Annotated in this window: 25 protein-coding genes; 10 read left to right on the top strand and 15 right to left on the bottom strand. The window is 44.7% G+C overall.

The window, feature by feature from the left end:
• Nucleotides 1-125: 125 nt before the first annotated feature.
• Together BJP34_RS20480 and BJP34_RS20475 are read right to left on the bottom strand one after the other, a co-directional pair.
• Nucleotides 126-335 carry a hypothetical protein gene (locus BJP34_RS20480; protein ID WP_070393941.1) on the bottom strand — a complete coding sequence of 70 codons (210 nt, stop codon included), beginning with the start codon at nt 333-335 and terminating at the stop codon, nt 126-128.
• 59 nt (nt 336-394) lie between these two features.
• Nucleotides 395-811 (bottom strand): hypothetical protein, encoded by a 417-nt coding sequence (locus tag BJP34_RS20475; protein ID WP_083305274.1) that lies wholly within the window; start codon nt 809-811, stop codon nt 395-397.
• A gap of 531 nt (nt 812-1342) precedes the next feature.
• Here BJP34_RS20475 and BJP34_RS20470 point away from each other — a divergent pair.
• Nucleotides 1343-2698, top strand: a complete 1356-nt coding sequence (locus BJP34_RS20470) for an NB-ARC domain-containing protein (RefSeq protein ID WP_070393939.1) — start codon at nt 1343-1345, stop codon at nt 2696-2698.
• Between the two features lie 148 nt (nt 2699-2846).
• Here the strand turns inward: BJP34_RS20470 and BJP34_RS20465 are convergent, their stop codons facing one another.
• On the bottom strand, nt 2847-3782 hold the full coding sequence (locus tag BJP34_RS20465; protein ID WP_070393938.1) for a methylenetetrahydrofolate reductase: 936 nt from the start codon (nt 3780-3782) through the stop codon (nt 2847-2849).
• Between the two features lie 32 nt (nt 3783-3814).
• Nucleotides 3815-4825: a tryptophan--tRNA ligase gene (gene trpS, locus BJP34_RS20460; RefSeq protein WP_070393937.1), complete on the bottom strand. Its 1011-nt coding sequence runs from the start codon at nt 4823-4825 to the stop codon at nt 3815-3817.
• Nucleotides 4826-5045: 220 nt separating this feature from the next.
• Between trpS and psb28 the strand changes: the two genes are divergently transcribed.
• Nucleotides 5046-5384, top strand: a complete 339-nt coding sequence (gene psb28 / locus BJP34_RS20455) for a photosystem II reaction center protein Psb28 (protein ID WP_070393936.1) — start codon at nt 5046-5048, stop codon at nt 5382-5384.
• A 298-nt stretch (nt 5385-5682) separates the two neighbouring features.
• Here psb28 and BJP34_RS20450 read toward each other — a convergent pair whose 3' ends face one another.
• Entirely contained in the window at nt 5683-6201 is a 519-nt protein-coding gene (locus tag BJP34_RS20450; RefSeq protein WP_070393935.1) for a hypothetical protein, read from the bottom strand.
• A 309-nt stretch (nt 6202-6510) separates the two neighbouring features.
• Between BJP34_RS20450 and BJP34_RS20445 the strand changes: the two genes are divergently transcribed.
• The gene (locus BJP34_RS20445) at nt 6511-6951 is read left to right on the top strand and encodes a hypothetical protein (protein WP_070393934.1); all 441 of its coding nucleotides are present in this window, start codon (nt 6511-6513) and stop codon (nt 6949-6951) included.
• A gap of 338 nt (nt 6952-7289) precedes the next feature.
• Nucleotides 7290-8399: a peroxidase family protein gene (locus BJP34_RS20440; RefSeq protein WP_083305273.1), complete on the top strand. Its 1110-nt coding sequence runs from the start codon at nt 7290-7292 to the stop codon at nt 8397-8399.
• A gap of 26 nt (nt 8400-8425) precedes the next feature.
• On the opposite strand, the gene BJP34_RS43865 is transcribed toward BJP34_RS20440, so the two are convergent.
• Genes BJP34_RS43865 through BJP34_RS43860 form a run of 3 tightly spaced genes read right to left on the bottom strand, consistent with a single transcriptional unit; the run spans nt 8426 to nt 9659 of the window.
• Nucleotides 8426-8581, bottom strand: a complete 156-nt coding sequence (locus BJP34_RS43865; protein WP_158517338.1) for a hypothetical protein — start codon at nt 8579-8581, stop codon at nt 8426-8428.
• On the bottom strand, nt 8574-9497 hold the full coding sequence (locus tag BJP34_RS20435; RefSeq protein ID WP_324610945.1) for a M20/M25/M40 family metallo-hydrolase: 924 nt from the start codon (nt 9495-9497) through the stop codon (nt 8574-8576). The genes BJP34_RS43865 and BJP34_RS20435 overlap by 8 nt, the downstream gene beginning before the upstream one ends.
• Nucleotides 9498-9518: 21 nt before the next feature.
• Complete coding sequence (locus BJP34_RS43860) at nt 9519-9659, bottom strand: hypothetical protein (protein WP_158517337.1); 141 nt, start codon at nt 9657-9659, stop codon at nt 9519-9521.
• 225 nt (nt 9660-9884) lie between these two features.
• Between BJP34_RS43860 and BJP34_RS20430 the strand changes: the two genes are divergently transcribed.
• The 4 genes from BJP34_RS20430 to BJP34_RS20415 all read left to right on the top strand — a co-directional run bounded on the left by BJP34_RS20430 (nt 9885) and on the right by BJP34_RS20415 (nt 11649).
• Nucleotides 9885-10295 (top strand): hypothetical protein, encoded by a 411-nt coding sequence (locus BJP34_RS20430; RefSeq protein WP_202971998.1) that lies wholly within the window; start codon nt 9885-9887, stop codon nt 10293-10295.
• Nucleotides 10296-10355: 60 nt separating this feature from the next.
• On the top strand, nt 10356-10643 hold the full coding sequence (locus BJP34_RS20425; protein WP_070393933.1) for a hypothetical protein: 288 nt from the start codon (nt 10356-10358) through the stop codon (nt 10641-10643).
• Complete coding sequence (locus tag BJP34_RS20420) at nt 10640-11089, top strand: type II toxin-antitoxin system VapC family toxin (RefSeq protein ID WP_070393932.1); 450 nt, start codon at nt 10640-10642, stop codon at nt 11087-11089. Before BJP34_RS20425 ends, BJP34_RS20420 begins: the two co-directional genes overlap by 4 nt.
• A 314-nt stretch (nt 11090-11403) precedes the next feature.
• Nucleotides 11404-11649, top strand: a complete 246-nt coding sequence (locus BJP34_RS20415; protein WP_070393931.1) for a UPF0175 family protein — start codon at nt 11404-11406, stop codon at nt 11647-11649.
• A 546-nt stretch (nt 11650-12195) separates the two neighbouring features.
• On the opposite strand, the gene BJP34_RS20410 is transcribed toward BJP34_RS20415, so the two are convergent.
• The 3 genes from BJP34_RS20410 to BJP34_RS20400 form a co-directional block, all read right to left on the bottom strand.
• A complete protein-coding gene (locus BJP34_RS20410) occupies nt 12196-13215 on the bottom strand; it encodes an adenosine kinase (RefSeq protein ID WP_070393930.1) in 1020 nt (339 codons plus the stop codon).
• A gap of 325 nt (nt 13216-13540) precedes the next feature.
• Nucleotides 13541-14092 (bottom strand): 50S ribosomal protein L25/general stress protein Ctc, encoded by a 552-nt coding sequence (locus tag BJP34_RS20405; protein ID WP_070393929.1) that lies wholly within the window; start codon nt 14090-14092, stop codon nt 13541-13543.
• A gap of 187 nt (nt 14093-14279) precedes the next feature.
• The gene (locus BJP34_RS20400) at nt 14280-15620 is read right to left on the bottom strand and encodes an adenylosuccinate synthase (protein ID WP_070393928.1); all 1341 of its coding nucleotides are present in this window, start codon (nt 15618-15620) and stop codon (nt 14280-14282) included.
• 207 nt (nt 15621-15827) lie between these two features.
• On the opposite strand from BJP34_RS20400, the gene BJP34_RS20395 reads away from it, so the two are divergent.
• Complete coding sequence (locus BJP34_RS20395) at nt 15828-16592, top strand: response regulator transcription factor (RefSeq protein WP_229423947.1); 765 nt, start codon at nt 15828-15830, stop codon at nt 16590-16592.
• Here the strand turns inward: BJP34_RS20395 and BJP34_RS20390 are convergent.
• Together BJP34_RS20390 and BJP34_RS43855 are read right to left on the bottom strand one after the other, a co-directional pair.
• Nucleotides 16561-19089: a DNA gyrase/topoisomerase IV subunit A gene (locus tag BJP34_RS20390; RefSeq protein WP_070393927.1), complete on the bottom strand. Its 2529-nt coding sequence runs from the start codon at nt 19087-19089 to the stop codon at nt 16561-16563. The genes BJP34_RS20395 and BJP34_RS20390 overlap by 32 nt on opposite strands.
• Nucleotides 19090-19283: 194 nt before the next feature.
• Nucleotides 19284-19481 carry a hypothetical protein gene (locus tag BJP34_RS43855; RefSeq protein WP_158517336.1) on the bottom strand — a complete coding sequence of 66 codons (198 nt, stop codon included), beginning with the start codon at nt 19479-19481 and terminating at the stop codon, nt 19284-19286.
• Nucleotides 19482-19906: 425 nt separating this feature from the next.
• On the opposite strand from BJP34_RS43855, the gene BJP34_RS20385 reads away from it, so the two are divergent.
• Nucleotides 19907-20308, top strand: a complete 402-nt coding sequence (locus tag BJP34_RS20385) for a response regulator (RefSeq protein ID WP_070393926.1) — start codon at nt 19907-19909, stop codon at nt 20306-20308.
• Between the two features lie 144 nt (nt 20309-20452).
• On the opposite strand, the gene BJP34_RS20380 is transcribed toward BJP34_RS20385, so the two are convergent.
• On the bottom strand, nt 20453-21274 hold the full coding sequence (locus BJP34_RS20380) for a tetratricopeptide repeat protein (RefSeq protein ID WP_202972168.1): 822 nt from the start codon (nt 21272-21274) through the stop codon (nt 20453-20455).
• Nucleotides 21275-21364: 90 nt separating this feature from the next.
• The gene (locus BJP34_RS43850; protein WP_158517335.1) at nt 21365-21547 is read right to left on the bottom strand and encodes a hypothetical protein; all 183 of its coding nucleotides are present in this window, start codon (nt 21545-21547) and stop codon (nt 21365-21367) included.
• Between the last annotated feature and the right edge of the window lie 2 nt (nt 21548-21549).

The following is a 21549-nucleotide window of genomic DNA, read 5'->3' as shown; positions in this document are numbered from 1 at the left end:
GGTTGAGTTTGCACTGCCCACCAAACGATTAATCACAATGCTCCGAGATCTCAGTTAAGGGGAAAGACGCGCTAGATCAAAGAGATTTTAACTAGTCAGTTGTTTCCGAGACGGTGTACTAGTCGTTATACAAAGATCAGATACCCTTGGCTATAGCCATCAGAAACTATAGCAATAATGTCAATGTTCAAACTAGCCGGCATGGGAACAAGCTTCAAACTATCCGCTACGCTCATACCTCCAGCAATATTATTAGCAATCTGTTCCACTGAACCAATATTTGTCAAATCAGAAGGAGACAAGCCTGGAGTGATAGCAATAAAGTTTTTTAACAAGACATAGTTGCTGCCTTTGTGGAGTTGAATTGTATCTATACCAGATTCGAACTTCTCAATTAGAGCAAAGTCATTGAGACCATAAGTTCCTCCCCCCCGACATAGTAAGGATTGTTCTTATCTCCAATCACGAATGTATCTTTACCAGCTCCTCCGTTTAACCTATCAGTTTCATTCATACCTGGATTGTTACTGGTGGGATCTACACCTATGAGGGTGTCATTACCAGAGCCCTCAAATATAAAGTCATTACCTAAGCCGCCAATCACAATGTTGTTACCTGAGCCGCCAGACAGAAAGTCATTACCTGAGCCACCTAACACAGAGTCTAGGAAAGGGATGATTGAGCTCAGCGATGGTTTTGTCGTCTTGCCTAACAGCATTAGCGTGATTTGCGCGGTCTTGGGGAGGCAGCGCGGTCTTGGGGGTTCCCCCCATGAGCGACTGCCGTGGTTTCCCCCACTCGCGCTTTGCATCAAGACAGGGAGCAGACCTATTTGTGAACACCATCAAGCTCTCAATCATCCCTTGGCTTAACGACTGCAATTAGATTAGCGATCGCTTTTCTGAAACCTCAACTAAACAGGATTAGCCAGTGATTAGCCTTGAGTGTTACCACTGATTTTGATCCCTTTGCTGTCAAGCGTTGCCTCAGTCATGACTTCCAGATGTAAATTTTTGTAATTATCTGCATAATTTCCTGACCTTGACCTAATAGTTACTTGGATGGTTTAGTGGATGGTTTAGTTGTCAATTTTTGTAAAAAAATTATGGAATTTGCTGGATTCCTTGTTTAGTCTTTAATACAACTTACAGCCCTTGTAAGTTTTCGATAGTGCTGATCAAACCAGGTCTAAGGTAATACACATTTACTTTGCATTAGCTGATTGGTTGCAATGTGATTGACAGTTAACTGTAAACAGTTAACTGTCAATCACATTGCAACCTTGATGTTTAATCCATAGTCTGTAAGGGTTTACAAGTTTTATATCAAGGAAGGCAAGCAAATGGCGCAGGGTGCGTTTTATCCAGAAGATGAACTGTTTTTAGAAGCAGTAAAGCTCTGGGATTTAGACAATTTATATATAGATATTGGCGAGCAAAAACAGAGGGAAACCCAGAATAAAACTACACTTACACCAGTCGAAAAAGTGTACTTGAGAGGATTGCTTTCTGGCTACTCCCCAAAAAAAATAGCTGAGACTCTCCATCGGAGCTCTAACTCAATCGCTGTTGCTCTCACTAGGGGATTGTATCGATATGTCGAAGCACTAACTAACCGAGAATCCAATAGCCTTAGTAACTGGAAAGACGTCCCTAAGTGGCTAGAAGTTGCAGGATACAAAATGCCTCAGTACCACCACGATTGGGGGGAAGCACCAGAAATTTCTGCTTTCTATGGACGCACTAATGAACTCAATCAACTCCAACAATGGATTAGTAAAAACCAATACTCACTAGTAGCCATTTTGGGTATAGGAGGGATTGGTAAAACCACTCTGGCTGTCAAACTGGCAAACAACCTTCAGGGAGAATTTGAATATATCATTTGGCGTAATCTTCGCCATGCTCCACCCCTTAAGCAACTGCTAGTAGAGCTGATTCTATTCCTATCTCACCACCAATCATTAAACTTACCAGAAGATATCAACGCTCTTATTTCTACCTTGATAAAATATTTACAAGAGCATCGGTGTCTGATCGTACTGGATGACGCAGAACAGATTTTAAATCCTGGCGCTATAGCTGGATACTATCAAGCCAACTATCAGGATTATGGTCAGCTATTGAGACGAGTAGCACAGGAAAAACACCAAAGTGCTTTGCTCCTGATCAGTTGGGAAAAATTTCTACAACTAGAGTTACTGCAGCAAAAAAATAACACTACTGCTTCCTTAACTCTCAAGGGTTTACCTACAGAAGAAGCTGAAAAAATCTTAGTAGATAACGGTTTGTTTGGAAATACGGAAGAATGGGAAACCTTGATTACCCGTTATCGAGGCAATCCCTTAGCCTTAAATTTAGTAGCGACAACAATTGAAAAATACTTTAATGGCAGTGTCTCGAAATTTTTAAGCTTGAATGAGGTATTTGTTCCCGAGCCAATGAGGTTAATTTTAATTGCACAGTTGAATCGCTTAGATCAGTCAGAAATAGAAGTGATCAAGTATCTAGCGACAAGTACCACACCCGTTTCCCGGGAACAATTGCGCCAGGATATTACCATTAGCTCGGATTCAAAACTAATCAATGTTTTACAATCCCTCCAGAGGCGTTCACTGATTGAGACATTCACAGACATTAGTCAAACTTTTTTCACCCTATCCCCTGTAGTTAGTTCGGTAATTTTTAGTATTAGTTAAAAGGAGAAAAGGTAACAGGGAATAGGGAGGAGTGTGGGAAGTGTGGGGAGATTAGGCAGAGTGGGAATAGAAGAAGGTATATTTACCCTATTCCCTCTTCCCTGTTCCCTATTCCCTCGGCATAGCGCTATAACAATTTATCTGAAATTCACTTACAAACAAAGTCATTAACGGGAGAGGATTTCTGCAATGGCGAAATGCCAGCCAAATCCAAAATCTGGGGAATCAAGTCTTCTCGCCGGACTGCCATCATGTGAACACCCTGGCACAGTTGCTGTGCGAGCTTAACTTGCTCAGCGGCAATTTTTATCCCTTCTTGTAACTGATTATCTGCTGCTGCTAGCCGATCAATAATCTCGTCAGGGATATTAACCCCTGGAACTTTTTTATTAATAAACTTAGCATTTTTAGCGGATTTGAGCAAAAATATCCCTGCTAAAATTGGCTTATTAGTACCAGCCGCAATCTGATCCATAAACTTCTCTAGGCGATCAAAATCGCAAATGAGCTGGCTTTGGAAAAACTCTGCTCCCGCCTCCAGTTTCTTTTCAAACCGACTCTGTAAGCCTGACCAACTCTTGAGCTGGGGGTCTACTGCTGCACCAGTAAATAAATCAGTTGCTTGATCAGTAAGGGGCTTATCATTGAAATCAACCCCTTGATTTAGCTTAGTAATTAGTTGCAATAGGCGTACTGATTCCAAATCAAATACACTTTTAGCATCAGGATGATCACCTGCTTTGACTGGATCACCGGTTAGAGCGAGAATATTACCGATACCTAAAGCGTTAATACCCATCAAGTCAGCTTGCAAAGCGATCCGGTTGCGATCGCGACAAGCTACCTGACAAATTGGTTCAATTCCCTGCTGGCGTAAAATCACCGAGGCTGCCCAAGACGACATCCGCATGACTGCCCTAGAGCCATCAGTGATATTGATAGCATGGACTCTATCTTTGAGGGTTTGAGCCATTTTGACCATGTGAGCTGGGTTACCCCCCTTGGGGGGTGCCACTTCTGCAGTAATCAAAAATTCACCGGACTCAACGGCAGTGCGAAACGAATTCTTAGTGGGGTTAGTCATTTATGGTTATAGTATTTACTTATCTCCAGGAATTAGGTTACAGCAATGAACCCTAATGCAGTTTTCACCCTGGACAAGGTCTGGTTTGCGATCGCTTCTGCTTTTTGTCGCCCCTCTCGCAACACGCCCTCAAGATAGCCCTGCTCTGACCTAACATCGTGATACTTCTGTTGAATCGGCTTGAGTGCTTCAATTGTTACTTCTGTCAGTAAGGGCTTGAATTTACCCCAACCCATATCCCGACATTCTGTAGCCACCTCTTCCTTCGTTTTCCCAGAAAGTAGGGTATACAACGTTAGTAGATTATCACATTCCGGGCGTTCTGGGTCATCAAACCATAAGCCTCTAGTTGGGTCAGTTTTACAGCGCTTGATTTTCTTTTGGATCTCCTCAGGGGAGTCAAGCACGTTAATCCTGCTCAACTCGGATGGATCAGACTTAGACATTTTGCGCCTGCCATCAGTGAGACTCATGACACGAGCACCCGTTTGCCGGATCATAGGCTCTGGCAACTTTAGCACAAGTTTCTCCTGACTGCCAAACTTGTCATTAACTCGGATAGCGATATTACGAGTCAGTTCGATGTGTTGCTTTTGGTCCTCTCCCACTGGAACTTTATCGGCATCATAAAGTAGAATATCTGCTGCCATCAATACCGGGTAGTCCAGTAAGCCAGTACTGACATTTTCCCCTTGTTTAACCGCTTTTTCCTTGAACTGGATCATTCGCTCTAGCCAGTTGAGAGGGGTAATGCAGTTGAGCAGCCAAGCTAGTTCACTGTGGGCAGGGATATGGGATTGTACGAAGATAGTAGAGCATTCTAAATCAATCCCGCAGGCTAAGTAGAGGGCAGCAATGCTTAAGGTATCTTCTGCTAGAGTGGCTGGGTTATGGGGTACAGTAATAGCGTGTAAATCAACTACACAAAATAGATTATCATACTGACTTTGACCTTCGACCCAGTTGCGGATAGCTCCAAGATAGTTACCCAGGTGAAGATTGCCAGTTGGTTGAACTCCAGATAGAACGCGCTGTTTACCCATGTATGATCGAGTGATTGCTTAAATCGGTTTGCCGAAACGGTATCAGTGTAATCCCATTTTCCCACTGCTTAGGCTAAATTTGGATTATTTTCGCCATTGCTAGGTCGTGAACCCAGCCATCAGTTCAGCCATCAGTTAAAATTTTTTGCCATTTATTGCAGCTTGGATGAGAAGATAGTGGTGTAAAGATTCTTAATATTTTCTTAATTGGACTTATAGCATGGCAGAAATTCAGTTCTCTAGAGGCATCAAAGAAGAAGTTGTACCCGATATACGTATAACTCGCTCGAAAACTGGTCAGACTGGCACTGCAACCTTCTATTTTCAAAAGCCTCAAGCTATCGATAAAGACTTTAAGGAAGATATCACCGGAATGTACATGGTTGACGAAGAAGGTGAGATTTCTACCAGTAAGGTTAATGGCAAATTTGTTAATGGTGAACCAATGGCTATAGAAGCAACTTACATAATGAAATCTCGAGAGCAGTGGGATCGTTTCATTCGTTTTATAGAACGGTATAGTGAAGAAAATGGACTTACTAAATCCAAACAGGATTAAGCTGAGTCTTCAGTGCTGGGTACTAAGTCTGGTTTACAGGGTCTGGTTTACAGCTAACCGTCAACCGTCAAAAACGCTTAAGCATATGCGCGAAGCGCACGCGTGCGCGTTCAGCCGTGAGCTTTTAGCTCACGCGTGCGCGAACAGCGGTCAGCCGTCAGCAGACTTAACTCAGATTAAACGAATGCTTACCTGTTTTATTCAAAAGCACCTCAAGTAGTGTGCCCGTAGCGCATTAGCTGATACGCGACACGCTGATAGCTTACAAAAAAGCTTAGTACTCAGCACTATACCCAAGTCAGATGTCGCTGATTTCCTTAGTAATCACATTAATCGGAGGAGAGCAATACACGCAAAGCTCATTAGCAATAGCTACCGCTTCTTCAGGGGTTTTATCTAAGTACATTGCCGTCAGAGCATAATCTTGTCCAGCACCAATGGCACCAAATTCATTAATTTTATCCACAAGATAGCCATCACTTATACAAAAAATATCCCTTTCTACTGCTAACAAATATTCATTCCTGCGACCAAAGGTATCGTCTTTATCCTTTGCCCAACTATAAAATTCAACAATAAAATCGAGAACAGCCTCAACGGTAGGAGCGGCTGGAGAATGGTTTCTGGCAAATATTTGCATGAAACTCAATTCCATGGTATAACCGACGCCGCCAATAATCATGTTATTGATTTCAAATAGCTTGCCCCACTCATCCCCAGTCACCCGGTGAGTTTGCTTGAGGTATCCTGACAGCCGAATGCTATCGGAGGCAAAAACTAGTTTATCAGGGTATTTTCTGGCAGCCACAACGCTCATAAGTTGCTCCTAATGGTTTTAGTGGATGATTACGATGAAACAGGCACCGATATAGCAGTCATTAACAACCCAGTTTAGACCTTATCCATGGGAACTAGTTGCTGTAGTAACGCCCAAAGCCGAGCTGATCTGGTCGGTTTGATGCACTGCCCACCTTCTTTAGACTGACTTCTGAGGTCTGACTTGCGCGTAGCACTATACAACATATCCTTGCCAAAAATTTCACCCTCGAGGGTACTGTTATTAATCTGTTTGCTAGCTCATAGTGGATATATAAACCACAAAAACAGCTATAAAAGCAGCAGAATTATGTTAAGACGCCATGGATTTGGTCCTCGCAAGGGTGAACATCAACCCCCCAGTGAATTTGCCCCCACAGGTAAGTTTGGCAGAATGTTTCCTAATCTACCTGCTTTCACCCCTTCAGAAGAGGGTTTGACTCAGCTGGGGAACGCCATGAATGATACTGACCCTAATAATCCAAAGGGCGATAATATCAATGTACCTGCTGGTTATACTTATTTGGGTCAATTCATCGATCATGACATTACCTTCGATACCACTGCTCTCGGAGATATGATGGTTGACCCCTTGGCGGTGAAAAATTTTCGCACGCCAAAGCTGGATCTTGATAGTCTGTATGGTTCTGGTCCTGATGTTCAACCCTATCTCTACCAAATCGATGACTCAGATCTGTTTTTAACAAAACTCGCGGAATTCCCCACCTTCTTACAAGGTGGGGATGGATAGCGAGACGACAACTTACAACGATTCGTGATATAATAAAGTTGGTCGATGACCCGCCTGACTGACTAAAAGGCTACCTTAAAAACGGTCTTATCCGGTTATTTTAGACCTGAAGGTATACAAAGCACTAGCAGAGATCAGGGAAGAGACAAGCCCCGGCTGGTTAGCCATCGTTGCTGTAATTCCAAGGTGAGTCTGTCGTAAAAAACTATACGTCTGCGGAAGGCGGATGTCTGCCTGTGGACGCTGAGTAAGACCAATTCCACCTTGCTGGTTGAGGCGTCGGCGGATGAAGCGGGAAACCTCAAAGACGAATAAAACCGTCCCTGATTTAACTGAGAATGGGAAGCCCCAACCTCAGCGAAGCAGGTTGGGGTACTTCACTTGGCAAAACCAACCAACGACCTGGTGGTGGCGATTCGTCTATTCCCACAGAATTGCCCAACGATTTGCCTCGTTCTCCTAGTACTCTGGCCATCATTGGTGACCCCCGTAATGATGAAAATTTAATTGTTGCCCAGACCCACCTAGCTTTCCTGAAGTTTCACAACAAGATAGTTGAGGGCATCCGTGATGGCAGCATTCAAGCAGACTCTATCATGGGCAAGTCTACCTTTGAGGCAGCCCGAGAATTGGTAGTTTGGCACTATCAGTGGATTGTACTGTTCGATTTCTTGTCTCGCGTCATTGACCAGAAGCAGCTAATAGAAGTACTTGAAGGCGGTCGGCGCTTCTTCAAGTTTGGTCAGGATCCGTTCATGCCTGTGGAATTCTCTGTAGCAGCTTATCGTCTCGGACACAGCATGATCCGTGCGGATTATGACTACAACCGAGTGTTTACTTCTCGTCCTGGTGGGGTAACTCCTGCAACCTTACAACTGCTGTTTTTATTCACTGCTCAATCCGGTCAAATCGTTCCTATTCCCAGTGATTGGGTGATTGACTGGCGTCGCTTCTTCCCGATCGATTCTAATGTACCGGTTAACTTGAGCCGCCAACTTGATCCATTTCTAGTTGACCCCCTTAAGAATTTGCCTAATGTTCCACCACCGAATTCCCTAGCGGTGAGAAATCTGTTGCGTGGTCGTAACCTTGGATTGCCCGCTGGTCAAGATGTGGCTCGCTGCATGGGATTCCGGCCCTTGAGTAAGGAAGATATTTCCAGAGGCCAAGATGGCAATGTTGCCGCCCAGTTTGGTTTTGATGTTAAGTCCCCCTTGTGGTACTATATCCTCAAAGAAGCTCAAATCCAAGGTAACGGAGTGCGTTTGGGCGATGTAGGAAGCCGTATTTTGGCTGAAGTTTTTGTTGGTCTTATCGAAGGCGATCGCAACTCATTTTTATCACGCTGCTCCCAGTGGACGCCGATACTTCCTTCTGAAAAACCAGGAACATTTACTATGACAGACTTGTTGAGGTTTGTCGGAGATGCTAACCCCATTGGTGATTAATACTCTTATAGCGGTTTGGGATTTTGTTAAGTACATAGTTCTGGGTATTTAGGGAACATCGGGAAGAAGTAGTTTTCAAGACTTCTTCCCGATTCCCTGTTCCCTGTTCCCTGTTCCCTGTTCCCTGTTCCCTGTTCCCTGTTCCCGATTCCCGATTCCCAATTCCCGATTCCCCTAGACAAGATTACCAACACCAGCAATTAAGCCGCGACAGACACCAGTCAGAAAATCTAAATCTAGGGTATCAATGCGATCGCTTGGTTGATGGTAATGGGGATTGCGCAGAAATGCTGTATCGGTTACCATCAACGCTCGATAACCTTGGTCCCAAAATGGAGCGTGGTCACTGAGTCTGGTCTGAGGAACCATTTCCCCTCGTGATGGTACTGGTAAGCACTGACAAGGGATCCCAGCTTGGCGGATACGGCGAGCTAAATGCCTAAAATCAAGGATTGTTGGCAAGTTTCCTACTAAGGCAATGAAGTCCCCCTGATTGGGGTAAAAGTATTTTAGTCCTGGTGGGTAGGTTTGGGAATTGGGAGTGCGATCGCAATACCCTAACATTTCCAAAGACAGCATTAACCGCAAGGGTTGCTGTTGTTCCTTTAAATAGGCAGCATAGGCAGCACTTCCGAGCAATCCATACTCTTCCATATCAAATGCTACTAGTCGGACTGGGTGTGTAGGCGCTTGAGTGGCAAAGGCTCTAGCTAATTCCAATAGCACCGCTACACCGGTAGCATTATCATCTGCTCCTGGGCTTCCAGGTACCGCATCATAGTGAGAGCCAATTAAAATCGGAGCAAACTGTTGCGGTTTCGCCTCTTTTCCTGGTAGATTCAGAATCAGATTATAATGGGTTTTCCTCGACACCTGAAACTCGTGAATTTCAACGCTTCCCCACTGTTCTAATTCTTCGCGGATGTATTCCTGGACATAGAAATGTCCCCCAGATGCGATATATGGGTCGCGTCCGCGCACTATCTGACTTAGGTGGGTGATTAGACGTTCTTTTAGATCCAAACTACTGTAATCAGAAGATAATAAACTAATCTTACCATCTGGGTATTTGGGCGCGGCTACCCGATTGTAGTCCAAATTCCTGATTATGAGATATAATTAGATTAAACTATTCCGATATTTTTTCTCGTGTCCAGGTAGATTCAGTATTACATAGTGATGGCTTTTAGCCAACACTTGATTCTCCTGGATAACGAGACTTCCTAATGTTTTTAATTCTGAGTAGATGATGTAGTGCATCGTTAGTGATTCGATTGCTCGTATACAGGTTTCGAGGAAGCAAAGAAACTTCTGATGGTAAGGAAGTTAAAAATACCGAAATAACTCCGCATAAAAATAGATAACGAGCTTGAACCCCGAGAATATATAAGATGGATCGAGCAGCCTGTACCTCGTTTTTTTACAGCATCTTCTATCGCAAGTGTTTTGTTCGGTATTCCAAGGACGAGCTTTGCCATATTTTGGATGTGGGGCGCATTAGGGTTCAAACTTCCTGATCTAAGAGAAGGTATACAACCTCAGCATCTGTTTGCCCTTTTTGGTGTACCTTTCGTCCTCATTGGTTTTGGGATGCTGTCTAGTCCCCTATGGGTATGGCAAGCAGCACAAAAAACAGTGTACTTGATTACAGATAAACGAGCTATCTCTATTGAAGGCGGTTGGTCTACAACTACTATCAGAAGCTACTTACCCGATCAACTAAAAGATATATATCGGAAAGATAGAGCAGATGGCTCGGGTGATTTGGTGATCACAATTCGACGATGGAAAGACAATCATGGACATCAACGGAGTGAGGAGATAGGGTTTCTGGGAGTTCGCAACCCACGAGAGGTTGAGAAGATATTGAAGCAGTTAGCTCAAAATGCTGGCTAAGGTTCCTTTCCAGATTGGATTAGACGATAGACTAAGGGTATTCCTACCCAAGGCGTTCCCATGAACCTTTCCCCTGAACTGCAACGAGAAATCGAACAAATTTCTATCAGCCAAGGCATCTCCCCTGAGCAGTTTATCCTCGAAACCCTGATCGAGAAAATCAGTAGCCTCAAGCAGCAATCTGTTAGTTCAATAACTATCTCTACTGAATACACTCAGCAAAATCCTCACCTACAAAACAAGGATGGCATCCTGGTCATTGAAACAGCGACCCTTGACCAAATCAATTTCAACGACCTGATCGACCAACTCCGCGCAGAACGCGATCAGGAGCAGCTCTGCCTGTGAAAGTTTTGTTCGATACTTCTGTTCTGATTGCCGGATCTCTGACCCAGCATCCGAGCCATAACCCCTGTTTCGCGCAACTACAAGCTGCAAAATCTGGACAAATTCAAGGCTGTTTATCCACTCACAGCTTGGCAGAAACCTATTCCGTGCTAACCCGCCTACCAATCCAACCACGGATCTCGCCATCCTATGCTGAAAACATTATTTTGAACCTATTACAGTATCTAGAAACTATTCCACTGAGATCAACAGACTATCAAGCAGCAATTGCTCAGATGGCTACCCTTAAAATTCCAGGTGGTGGAATTTTTGATGCCTTGATTGCCCAAGCTGCTCTCAAGGCAGAGGTAGACAAAATTCTGACCCTCAATCCTAGTCACTTCACTCGGCTAGACCCTGCGATCGCTCAGATAACTCAGGTACCTGGATCCACTAGCAACATTTAGTAAGCTGATGGGGATTTAAAGGGAGCATCCCATTTTTGCGCATAAAACTTTCAATTATGCTTTGAAACCCTAGTATTATCGTTAGTTTGAGAAATGGATTTGCTAAAATGGGATGCTCCCGATTTAAATTGGATATTATTCAGTCTCTTGATGCAGTCGTTCATAGGGAGGGGCTGCATCAAGACAATGTAGTTTGAGTTTATTGAATCCGTTGCTATTTAAGGGATAATCGCTCATTTAAACTACTCATTTACTATGATCAGTCTAGGTAAACCAAAATTCTTACCATAAAGATAATCAATAAAACTGTAGCTATGAGTATTATTATCTCTGATGAACTTCTAACCGCGACTCGAATGACTGAAGCTGAAATGAAGCAAGAAATTGCAGTTTTGCTGTTTCAGAAAGAAAAACTTACCCTTGCTCAAGCCAGTCGATTTGCTGGGATGAATCGTATTGCTTTTCAACATCTACTAGCAAGCCGTCAAATCCCAGTTCATTATGGTGTAGAAGATTTTGAACAAGATATTAAGAATCTGCGGGAGATGGGCAGGTTGTGATTATTGTCAGCGATACATCACCGTACAACAGTGTTTTACAGGCTGTTAATGAAGAAACTACGATTTAGTTTTAGGACAGCCAAACCTCTCAAAAATTACAGAATTACCAAAACTGACAATAAACTGCGATCGCTAATCCTGTGGCATTTTTATCAGAGTGGGAGAGTTTGAGAGGGAAAAGAATACCCCGTCGAATTAGGTCGGGGATGAATTTTCCCTCTCAAATAGTGTTAATATAAAAAGTAAGGGTCTCAAAAAAAACTGGGTATTGACCCTACTCAGCTACCCTGGCCTTTGGCCACGCTACGCGAACGGTGCGCGGGAAAGTTACGCCCATGGAGATAACAACCAACGGTGGTTGTGCCTGGGAATCCCCATTCCTCTTAGGATGGGGAGGTTCAATCCATAACAGCTTACTCCAACAACAAGGTGCGACCCAAGGGTCGCACCTAAACGTTGACTAAAACAGCTTATGCTGCTTGTATCAATGTTCTAACTTTAATGCTGCTACACCTCGGCCAATAGAAAACTGCTCTACAAAATAGCTTAATCGCTACCAACAACTTCCTTGACAGACTCAGCCTGAGATCCCTCCAGACGTGGACCATAAGTTTGTACTACTTTTGAAGCAAAATAGTTTCCCCAACGTGCCGCTTGCTTAGTGGTCAAACCATTGGTGAGTCCAAACAAGACACCACCGGCAAAGGCATCACCAGCTCCTACGCTATCCACGGCCTTAGCTGGGAATCCAGGCACCTCGAAAATTGTTTTATTTTCAACCACTAAACAACCATTAGGACCATCAGTGATAAAAGCTGTATCCACTAACTCGCCTATTTTACCAGCACAATCAGACAAGGATTCCACTCCACAGAAGTGGCGTGCTTCAGCCGCGTTACAGAAGACCACATCACAATAATCTGTAATCAGCTGACGGAAATCATCAGCAAAATTCTCTACTAGAAAGAAGTCGGAAAAGGTAAAAGCACTCTTTACTCCTTTAAGCTTGGACTGTTCCATAGCCTCAATACAAGCTTTCCGAGTGTCATCCCCCGTCCAGAGGTAGCCCTCAACGTAGCTATATTTGCATTGGCTGAGTCGTTCTACATCAATATCAGTAGGAGCCAAAGTAGTAGATACTCCCAGATGAGTACACATAGTACGCTCAGCATCAGGGGTAGTTAGAACCACACAGGTACCAGTCGGACCACTAGATAGCTCAGCTGGATGCACATCAAAGTCAATCCCTGCCTTCAATAAGTCTTGTCGGTAAAATTCCCCATTGGTATCTCTAGAGACCTTACCGGAATAGAAGCCTTTACCACCACTTTGAGCGATCGCAATCATAGTATTAGCAGCGGAGCCTCCTGAGCTCAGTTCCAGAGAAACATGCTCAAGATTTTGTAGAATCATAGCCTGCTTTTGGGCATCCATCAAAGTCATTGCCCCTCGATTCAGGTCATGTTCCCGGATAAAATCATCATCCACCAGTGCCAGAATATCGACTAAAGCATTTCCGACACCAAAGACATCAATAGGTCTTGACTGTTGAGAGTTTTCTGTCATTTTCTTCCAATCCGACTAATCATTCACAAAAAAGCCAGGGAAATTTAACTCTGCCCTGGCTTCATCAGACAACTATAACCAAACTATCATTGCTGTATCATTGCTGTATCAAGTAATGATATTGTTTTCGGTTCAATACTTATCATGGAACATTATTCGTCAATTTAAAATTGAACATTGAAAATTATCAGTGAAAATTATCAGTGCTCTATCGCTAATTAACAAAACAGGATTTAAGGTAAGCATTAAGTCGTTCGCGTAGCGTAAGCTTAATGCTCACGGCTGACTGCTGATAGCTTAATCCTTACCTGTATTGTGCAACGCTTTATTTAGACGTGATAGCAAGAACACTCAATTTAGGATCATCCATAACCTGGATCCCTTCTGGCAAGACTAACTCGTAAATGTAGAACATCTTACCCTGTTCCAAATTTGATATATCAATATCAATGCTTTCGGGAATTTTATCTGGGGGACATTGCACTTTTACTGTTGTAAGCCTTTGCTGCAAAACCCCACCTTGCTTAACTCCTACCGCTTCTCCCACTAGCTTCAGAGGTACAACGACCTCTACTTTATTTTGAGAAGCCACCGAGAAAAAACTGAGGTGGTACAGGGAATTTTTCCAAGGATGAGATTGTATCTCCCGCAGCAGAACTGGACCATTCCAGGAAAGGTCAGGAATAGAGAGCTCTATCAGGGTATTATTCACCGAGGCTGTTTTAAGCAAATCTTCTGCTGCTTTAGCCGTCATAGTTAGGGATACAGATTCTGCACCATTGTGACCGTAAAGTACGGTGGGAATCAAGCCAGAACGGCGTAAGGCTCTCGGCTTACTACCTTCTGGTCGCTTTTGACATTCTACAGTAACATTCATCGGTAGGACTTTAACTCTTCGAGATAACGTAGCCAATTTAATGGCGATTATTGGTCAGCTACCGGTCGATTCCGCCACCGAGGGAGGTGCTGACCTAAATGGTAAGTCAGGGTGTTTAATCGAATCGAAAACTGGTGACATTTAAACTCTCCGACTGACGCCTTGACGCCCTGACACCCTGACGCACTTAAACTCCCGAAGTTATCGGTGTACCGCTAGCATCCAATAGTGCTCGCTTTGGACCGTGGATTGGGTCTTCGACAATAATTGTCTGGTCGCGGCTGGCTCCTAAGGAAACCACAGCAATGGGAACTTTCATCAGTTCTGCCAGGAATTTAAGATAATCCAAGGCTTCGGTGGGTAAATCCTCTAAAGACCGACATTCAGCAGTAGATTTTTGCCAACCGGATAGGGTTTTGTAAACGGCCTGGCATCGGGAAAACACGCTAGTGCTGCTAGGAAATTCCCGACTGATTTCACCGTCAATTTCATAGGCGACGCACACCTTAATTTCTTCAAAGGTATCGAGTACATCCAGTTTGGTGATCGCTAGACAGTCAAGACCATTAATCCGAACAGCATAGCGACCAATGACGGCATCAAACCAGCCACAACGGCGGCGGCGACCGGTGGTTGTCCCAAATTCTGATCCTAGCTCACAAAGTAACTCTCCTTCTCGAGTGTGGATCTCTGTGGGAAACGGTCCTTCTCCGACTCGGGTTGTGTAAGCTTTTGCCACACCAATCACCCGATCAATCATTGTCGGTCCTACACCAGCACCCACACAAGCTCCGCCAGCCACTGGATTGGAAGAGGTGACAAAAGGGTAGGTGCCATGATCTAAATCTAGCAGTGTCCCTTGAGCGCCTTCAAACAGAATATTGCGTTTTTGCTCAATCGCCTCATAAATCTTCAAGGAACTATCGACCACATAAGAGCCTAGCCGTTCAGCATACTCCTGGTATTGCTTGATCACCGTAGCTGGGTCTAAGGGCGGTAGATTATAGAGCTTATCTAAAATAGCGTTCTTATAATTAATCGTCCAGGTTAACTTTTCTACCAATACTTCCGAATCCATCAGGTCAATGATCCGAATACCAGCACGCTCTGATTTATCCGCATAGGTCGGACCAATACCACGACCCGTGGTACCAATTTTCTGCGTACCCCGGCGCTCTTCCGATGCTTGGTCAATCAATCGATGATAAGGCATCGTGACATGGGCTATGTTTGAAATCAGCAGATTTTTAGTGGAAATGCCCAGTGCTTCAAGTTGGTCAAGTTCGGCAATTAAAACTTCTGGGTCAATAACTGTACCGGAACCAATAATACACTCTGTATCCGGATACAAAATTCCAGAAGGTATCAGGTGCAGTTTAAACGTTTGACCTTGAACAACAACTGTATGCCCAGCATTGACGCCCCCCTGGTAACGGACGACTACATCTGCTGAACGACTCAGCAGATCTGTTATTTTGCCTTTTCCTTCATCGCCCCACTGGGCACCAATTACAACAACGTTAGCCAAGGGTTTATTTTGAATGCTAAAGTTTATCCACCTGATAATTATGAACAGTGGTTGTGACTGCTGTCAACTTTACTGTTGGTGATCTACCCAGAAACTGGAGCAACGAGAGTAACATAAGTTAGTCTTGACGTAGAATCGCCACTCCAATGTCTTTTAGACTTTACCTATGTACTCTTATCAGTCATTTTTAACAAAAAAACTTCTTCAATGAAAATTTTGTTAGTGGAAGATGATATTCTCCTTGCTGAAAATTTATCGGAAGCCCTCACCAACCAACGTTATGTGGTTGATATGGTTACCAATGGCGAAATTGCTTGCCAGCAATCCCAAATGCTTGATTATGATTTGATGGTCCTAGATGTGACTCTGCCCAAGCTCGATGGCTTTGGTGTTTGTCGAAAATTGCGAGCCCAAGGCAATCAAATGCCGATTCTAATGTTGACGGGTCGTGATACCACTAATGATAAAGTCAAGGGTCTAGATGCAGGGGCTGATGATTATCTAGTTAAGCCCGTTGACTTACCAGAATTATTTGCGCGGATTCGGGCTCTGCTGCGTCGAGGTCAATCTATCGCACCACCAGTGCTTAAGTGGGGCGATTTGCGTCTTGACCCGAGTACCTATGAAGTAAGCTATGATCACCAACTTATCCACTTTACCCGTAAGGAGTATAGTTTACTCGAATTTTTCCTGCGCAACGGTCGGCGGGTACTGACTCGTAGTGTAATTATCGAGCACGTCTGGTCTTTTGAAAACCCTCCCGAAGAGGAGACGGTCAACGCTTACATCAAAAGTTTGAGGCGCAAACTGAGATTAGCTGGCGCACCCAGAGATTTGATTGAAACCGTTCACAGTGTGGGATATCGCCTTAAACAGTTAAGTGCTGAACCAGTTAAACAGTTAAGTGCTGAACCAGTTAAACAGTTAAGTGCTGAACCAGTTAAACAGTTAAGTGCTGAACCAGAGGAGTAACACTAATGATTTTTTCCTCCGGATTGAGTTTGGCAATGGGATCGCCTGTGCCATCTTTTCCCCAAATCGGCACCGATTCCATAGCTAAACGCTTACCGCCAACGGAAGTGACTACCATGACCTCACTGGCGATGGAATCGTTAACCATGCTGACCAAACCATCTTTAGCGGTTTTAAACTGTAGCGCTTGAGTTCCCAGGTCTCCCCGATTAGCCAACCTGATCGCCTGCACGGGGAGGCGCTTTCCATACCCCTGCTCAGACACCAGTAAGAGGTTTTCCTCTTCCCCTAGCACAGCACAGCCAACCAGCTTTTCTTTACCCTTTAGCCGTAAGGCTTGATTTCCTTGAGCGCTGCGTCCCATAATGGGTAACTGTTTGTCATTAATCTCAAAGCGCAACAGCCGTCCATTACTAGTTGCTACCACTACTTGTGTCGCTGTACTACATAGGTTGGCATACTGTAGCTGATCGTCATTTCTGAACTTGGTAAGCAACATACCACGGTTCGTTAGTTTTGTCAACTCAGACACTGATACACGCTTAATTTTACCTTGGTGAGTCAGCAACACTAGGGTGAATTTTTCTAGGTCATCTGGCACCCTAAAGTGAGCCACAACTGTTTCTGATTGAGCCGAATTTGGCAGCAACTTTACCAAGGGAATGCCCTGCTTGCGTCCAGCTGCTGGTGGAATATCTCTAATTTTGACTGGGTAGGCTTTGCCAGAACCAGTGATTACCATTAATTCTTGTGTGGTGAGCAGCAGCTGAGCCTCAACTATAAAGTCCTCCCCTTGTTTAATGGACTTGGGTAATTTTGGCTGTGTTGTGGAATTTTGCCGCTGTACATACCCGTGAGAGGTAAATTCTAGAAGTGTTTGTTCTGGCTCAGTTGGAGCATTAGGTAGGGTATCAGGAGTTTTTTGGGGTTGAGCAGATTTCCTACTCCTGGGTTGAGGAGTTGTCGGTTGTTCTAGCTGTTTTTCAGTTGAAGCAATAGAGTTGATTATGGTACGGCGAGGATCACCGTACTTGCGTTTAAGCGATCGCAAATCTTTCTTGAGGGCTTTGAGCAATTCCCGCCGATCATTGAGTAATTGCTGTAGCTGTGCCAGGCGCTGGGAAAGTTCCTCACGCTCGGTCTCTAACTTTTCTCGTTCTAAGCCAGTTAGCCGTCGCATGGGCATGGCCAGAATTGCGTCAGCCTGGATTTCACTTAAGTTTAACTGGTTTTGCAGGGAAAGCTTAGCAGTGCTACCATCAGGAGCATTTCTGAGAATGTCAATCATGGCATCCAGCTGATTGAGGCTAGCCAGTAACCCGTCTACCAGGTGAAGACGTCTTTCTTTCTGGGACTTCTCATAGGTATATTGGCGGGTTAGAGTCTGTTCTCGGAAGCTAATAAATGATTCTAACAACTGCCGCAGGGTAAGTTGTCGGGGTTGTCCATCTACCAAGGTCAGCAGGATAGCACCAAAGTTTGTTTGCAGGGGAGTTTGCTTATACAACTGCTGGAGAACCGTTGATGGCTGAGCATCTCGTTTGAGTTCCACCACCACCCGCATCCCTTCGCGATCGCTTTCATCTCGGATATCGCTAATCCCTTCTATACGCCCTTGATTGACCAACGCTGCCACTTTTTCAATCCAGGCGGCCTTATGCACCTGATAGGGCAACTCACTCACTACAATTGCCCTGCGTTGCCCCCGTTTCCCTCGACCGACTTGAATGGTTTCAAGCTTAGTGATGCCTCGAATCGGTATACTGCCACGACCGGTAGTATAGGCATCCCGAATCCCCTCAGCTGCCACAATTTCCCCCCCAGTGGGAAAATCGGGTCCGGGAATTAATTTCCAGAGTTTTTCATCTGCTAAATCGGGACGGTCAATCAGAGCAATCAAGCCATCTACTATCTCTACCAAATTGTGAGGAGGAATATTGGTTGCCATGCCCACAGCAATGCCAGAGCAACCATTGAGCAACAAGATTGGTAATTGTGCCGGGAGTACCACTGGCTCTTGCTGGGAGCTATCAAAGTTGTCGATAAAATCAACGGTTGCTTCCCCAATTTCTGACAATAGGGCTTGCGCGCCCACCGGAGAAAGTCGGGTTTCAGTGTAACGCATGGCTGCTGGTGGATCATTATCCACCGAACCAAAATTGCCATGACCGTCAAGGAGGGGATACCTGGTCGAAAAGTCCTGGACTAACCGCACCATCGCTTCATACACCGCTTGGTCACCGTGGGGGTGATATTTACCCAACACATCCCCAACCACACGAGCACATTTGCGGTATGGTCGATCTGGGGTTAACCCTAATTCGTGCATCGCATATAGGATACGTCGATGTACAGGCTTAAGCCCATCACGGACATCAGGTAAAGCACGCCCCACAATCACACTCATGGCATATTCAAGATATGACCGTTGCATCTCCAAATGTAGGGCTGTGGGAATGACATTACTGTTTTCCAGTAGGTTCAGCTGTTTTGCCATCAAAAATCCTCCAATGCAGAATTGACAACAGGGTGTTGGGGTTTAGGGTATAGGGAAATTGCACGCTCGTTAAGGCTACGGTACTCGAAAAGATAGGGAAGATCTGGAGTTGAGAATTTTTTCTTCAGCTATCAGCTCTGAGCTATCAGCTATCAGCTATCAGCTATCAGCTATCAGCTATCAGCTATCAGCTATCAGCTATCAGCTATCAGCTCTGAGCTATCAGCTATCAGCTCTGAGCTATTGAATAAAATAAGCTGACGGCTGACGGCTGACGGCTGACGGCTGACGGCTGACGGCTGACGGCTGACGGCTGACGGCTGACGGCTGACGGCTGACGGCTGACGGCTGACGGCTGAATGCTTACATAAAATTTGAGCATCTGGTTCCAAAGCCGATTTCCCGCCTTAAGATAGTGGTGGGTTTTGCCAAGCTAAAGTATGAGCATGACTCAAATAAACAGGCTCAAGGAAAACCCAGCCAGAAGCTTCGCTTCCCGCAGGTGCGACCCGTGGCGAATTAAATTCGCATTAGTTAGGCGCACCTAAAATTCCTTGTGCCCACTGTCCCCAAGACACTATAATCTAGGTTTGGATGCAGTTAAGGAAGGCTTTTTCCAGGAGCGTCAGCTTCCCTGGTACTAAGCAGCCTATCACCTGTATTAGTCCAATGAACATTACTAGTTACCTAAGGATTTGGGAAAAGTAGACTTGAGAAGATGACATCTTGCATTTGAAATAGCAACATGACAGATTCCCTGTCAAACTTATGATCAAATGACACTTTTGCCAAAAATGACACTCTTGATCCAAGACCCATGAAAACCGTTCTGATTGTCGAAGATGATCCGATTAATGCTCGTGTTTTTTCCAAGATTCTCAGTAAGCGGGGCGGTTTGAATGTAAAGCATACTGAAGATGTAGAAGAAGTAATGCAGATAGCCCAAGCTGGGGAGGCAGACATTATCTTGATGGATGTTTCCCTAGCTCATAGTGTTTATCAGGGTAAATCAGTAGACGGCATTAAGATTACCCAAATGCTTAAGGCTGATGCTGAAACGTCCCAACTGCCAATTATTCTGGTCACTGCTCATGCGATGGAAGGGGATCGAGAAAACTTTCTTAAGCAAAGTGGTGCTGATGACTACATCTCCAAACCTGTTGTTGACCATCAAAAGTTTGTTGATCAGATCATGGCTCTATTGCCCCAGGACAATTAAATTCCTGTCTTGAAAATTGCCAATCTTAAACCACTGCCCTTGAGATGATTGCCCATGATTGGCTGCCATCCCTCCCCTATTGGCAATTGATAGAGATCAAGCACTATTTTTAGGAGTCACCGATGACAGGTGGAGTTGAGCTACTTAGGGTAGACCTTGACTCTGGATAATGGTGGCTTGAATTCTGGGATTTTCCAGAAACTTTTTGGTTTCAGAAAGCAGGCGCTTACCCCACAGGTTTTCTTTAAGAAACTCTAAATTAGCATAGCGGCTATCTAGGCGGATTGCCGCTTCTCCCATTAATAGTGCCTTTTCAATATCCCCTTGGGCATACAGAGCCACAGCGATCGCAAGTTGAGGTTCTGCCGCCTCTTTATCAATCCCTATGGCTGCTTCCCATTGTTTAATGGCACTCTCCACATCCCCTTGTTCATAGTTGACCAACCCAATATTGTTAATGGCTGGCCAAAAGCTTTTGTCTTGGTCAACAGCTTTGTTGTAAGCATCGATTGCTTCAGGATACTGATTGAGCATATAGTAAGAATTACCCAAGTCAAACAGCGCTTCTGGCACATCGGGTTTGAGTTTTAATCCCGCTTTCAACTGAGCGATCGCTTTTCTATAGTCGCTTTTTTGGAAATAGGCTGACCCCAAGGTGAACAGCACCCCAGCTTCATCTGGTGCCAGAGAGTAAGACTTTTGCAAGGCTTCAATGCCTTGATCCAACTCCTGGGACTGTACGTACAAGGTTCCCAAGATAAACCAGGTTTGATAGGTGTTGGGGGCAAGTTGAGTAGCTAACTTGGCCTTAGGCAGCGCCAGGTCGTATTGTTGAAAGCGGACTAACTGAATGGCCTCCTGAGCCAGAGCTAAGCCCTGCTGTTCAAGTTCCTCTGAATCCAATTTTAGGGTATAGGGAATGAGTGCTTGTCCAGCAACTGGTGCTGACCAACTGATCAAACCCATCAGAACAAGAATAGATAGTAATGGAATAGATTTAGGCACGGTACAGCCTCAAAGAACAATGAGCTTAATGTGAATCTACAGGTTACGCAACTACTGAGAGTAATCCGGAAGGAATATAGCTCTAGCTTTACCCTCACGATAGGACTTTCCTGCTTCATCTGTCATCCTAGAGGATCTGAGCAAGGTAAGTGTGGGGGGGTCGGGAATCGGGAATCGGGAATCGGGAATCGGGAGTCGGGGGTGTTGGGAACGGGCAAGATGCCCATTCCACACAA

This window comes from Moorena producens PAL-8-15-08-1 (assembly GCF_001767235.1).
Lineage (GTDB): Bacteria > Cyanobacteriota > Cyanobacteriia > Cyanobacteriales > Coleofasciculaceae > Moorena > Moorena producens_A.
This window is presented reverse-complemented; position numbering and strand designations above follow the sequence as displayed.

Coding starts and splice junctions, on each gene's coding strand:
- psb28 (WP_070393936.1), top strand. CDS start 5,046: ATGGCAGAAATTCAGTTCTCTAGAGGCATCAAAGAAGAAGTTGTACCC.
- BJP34_RS43860 (WP_158517337.1), bottom strand. CDS start 9,659: ATGCACTACATCATCTACTCAGAATTAAAAACATTAGGAAGTCTCGTT.
- BJP34_RS20450 (WP_070393935.1), bottom strand. CDS start 6,201: ATGAGCGTTGTGGCTGCCAGAAAATACCCTGATAAACTAGTTTTTGCC.
- BJP34_RS20465 (WP_070393938.1), bottom strand. CDS start 3,782: ATGACTAACCCCACTAAGAATTCGTTTCGCACTGCCGTTGAGTCCGGT.
- BJP34_RS20415 (WP_070393931.1), top strand. CDS start 11,404: ATGAGTATTATTATCTCTGATGAACTTCTAACCGCGACTCGAATGACT.
- BJP34_RS20380 (WP_202972168.1), bottom strand. CDS start 21,274: ATGGGTTTGATCAGTTGGTCAGCACCAGTTGCTGGACAAGCACTCATT.
- BJP34_RS20410 (WP_070393930.1), bottom strand. CDS start 13,215: ATGACAGAAAACTCTCAACAGTCAAGACCTATTGATGTCTTTGGTGTC.
- BJP34_RS20470 (WP_070393939.1), top strand. CDS start 1,343: ATGGCGCAGGGTGCGTTTTATCCAGAAGATGAACTGTTTTTAGAAGCA.
- BJP34_RS20440 (WP_083305273.1), top strand. CDS start 7,290: ATGGGAAGCCCCAACCTCAGCGAAGCAGGTTGGGGTACTTCACTTGGC.
- BJP34_RS20395 (WP_229423947.1), top strand. CDS start 15,828: ATGAAAATTTTGTTAGTGGAAGATGATATTCTCCTTGCTGAAAATTTA.
- BJP34_RS20385 (WP_070393926.1), top strand. CDS start 19,907: ATGAAAACCGTTCTGATTGTCGAAGATGATCCGATTAATGCTCGTGTT.
- BJP34_RS20390 (WP_070393927.1), bottom strand. CDS start 19,089: ATGGCAAAACAGCTGAACCTACTGGAAAACAGTAATGTCATTCCCACA.
- BJP34_RS20445 (WP_070393934.1), top strand. CDS start 6,511: ATGTTAAGACGCCATGGATTTGGTCCTCGCAAGGGTGAACATCAACCC.
- BJP34_RS20430 (WP_202971998.1), top strand. CDS start 9,885: ATGTGGGGCGCATTAGGGTTCAAACTTCCTGATCTAAGAGAAGGTATA.
- trpS (WP_070393937.1), bottom strand. CDS start 4,825: ATGGGTAAACAGCGCGTTCTATCTGGAGTTCAACCAACTGGCAATCTT.
- BJP34_RS20475 (WP_083305274.1), bottom strand. CDS start 811: ATGCAAAGCGCGAGTGGGGGAAACCACGGCAGTCGCTCATGGGGGGAA.
- BJP34_RS20425 (WP_070393933.1), top strand. CDS start 10,356: ATGAACCTTTCCCCTGAACTGCAACGAGAAATCGAACAAATTTCTATC.
- BJP34_RS20405 (WP_070393929.1), bottom strand. CDS start 14,092: ATGAATGTTACTGTAGAATGTCAAAAGCGACCAGAAGGTAGTAAGCCG.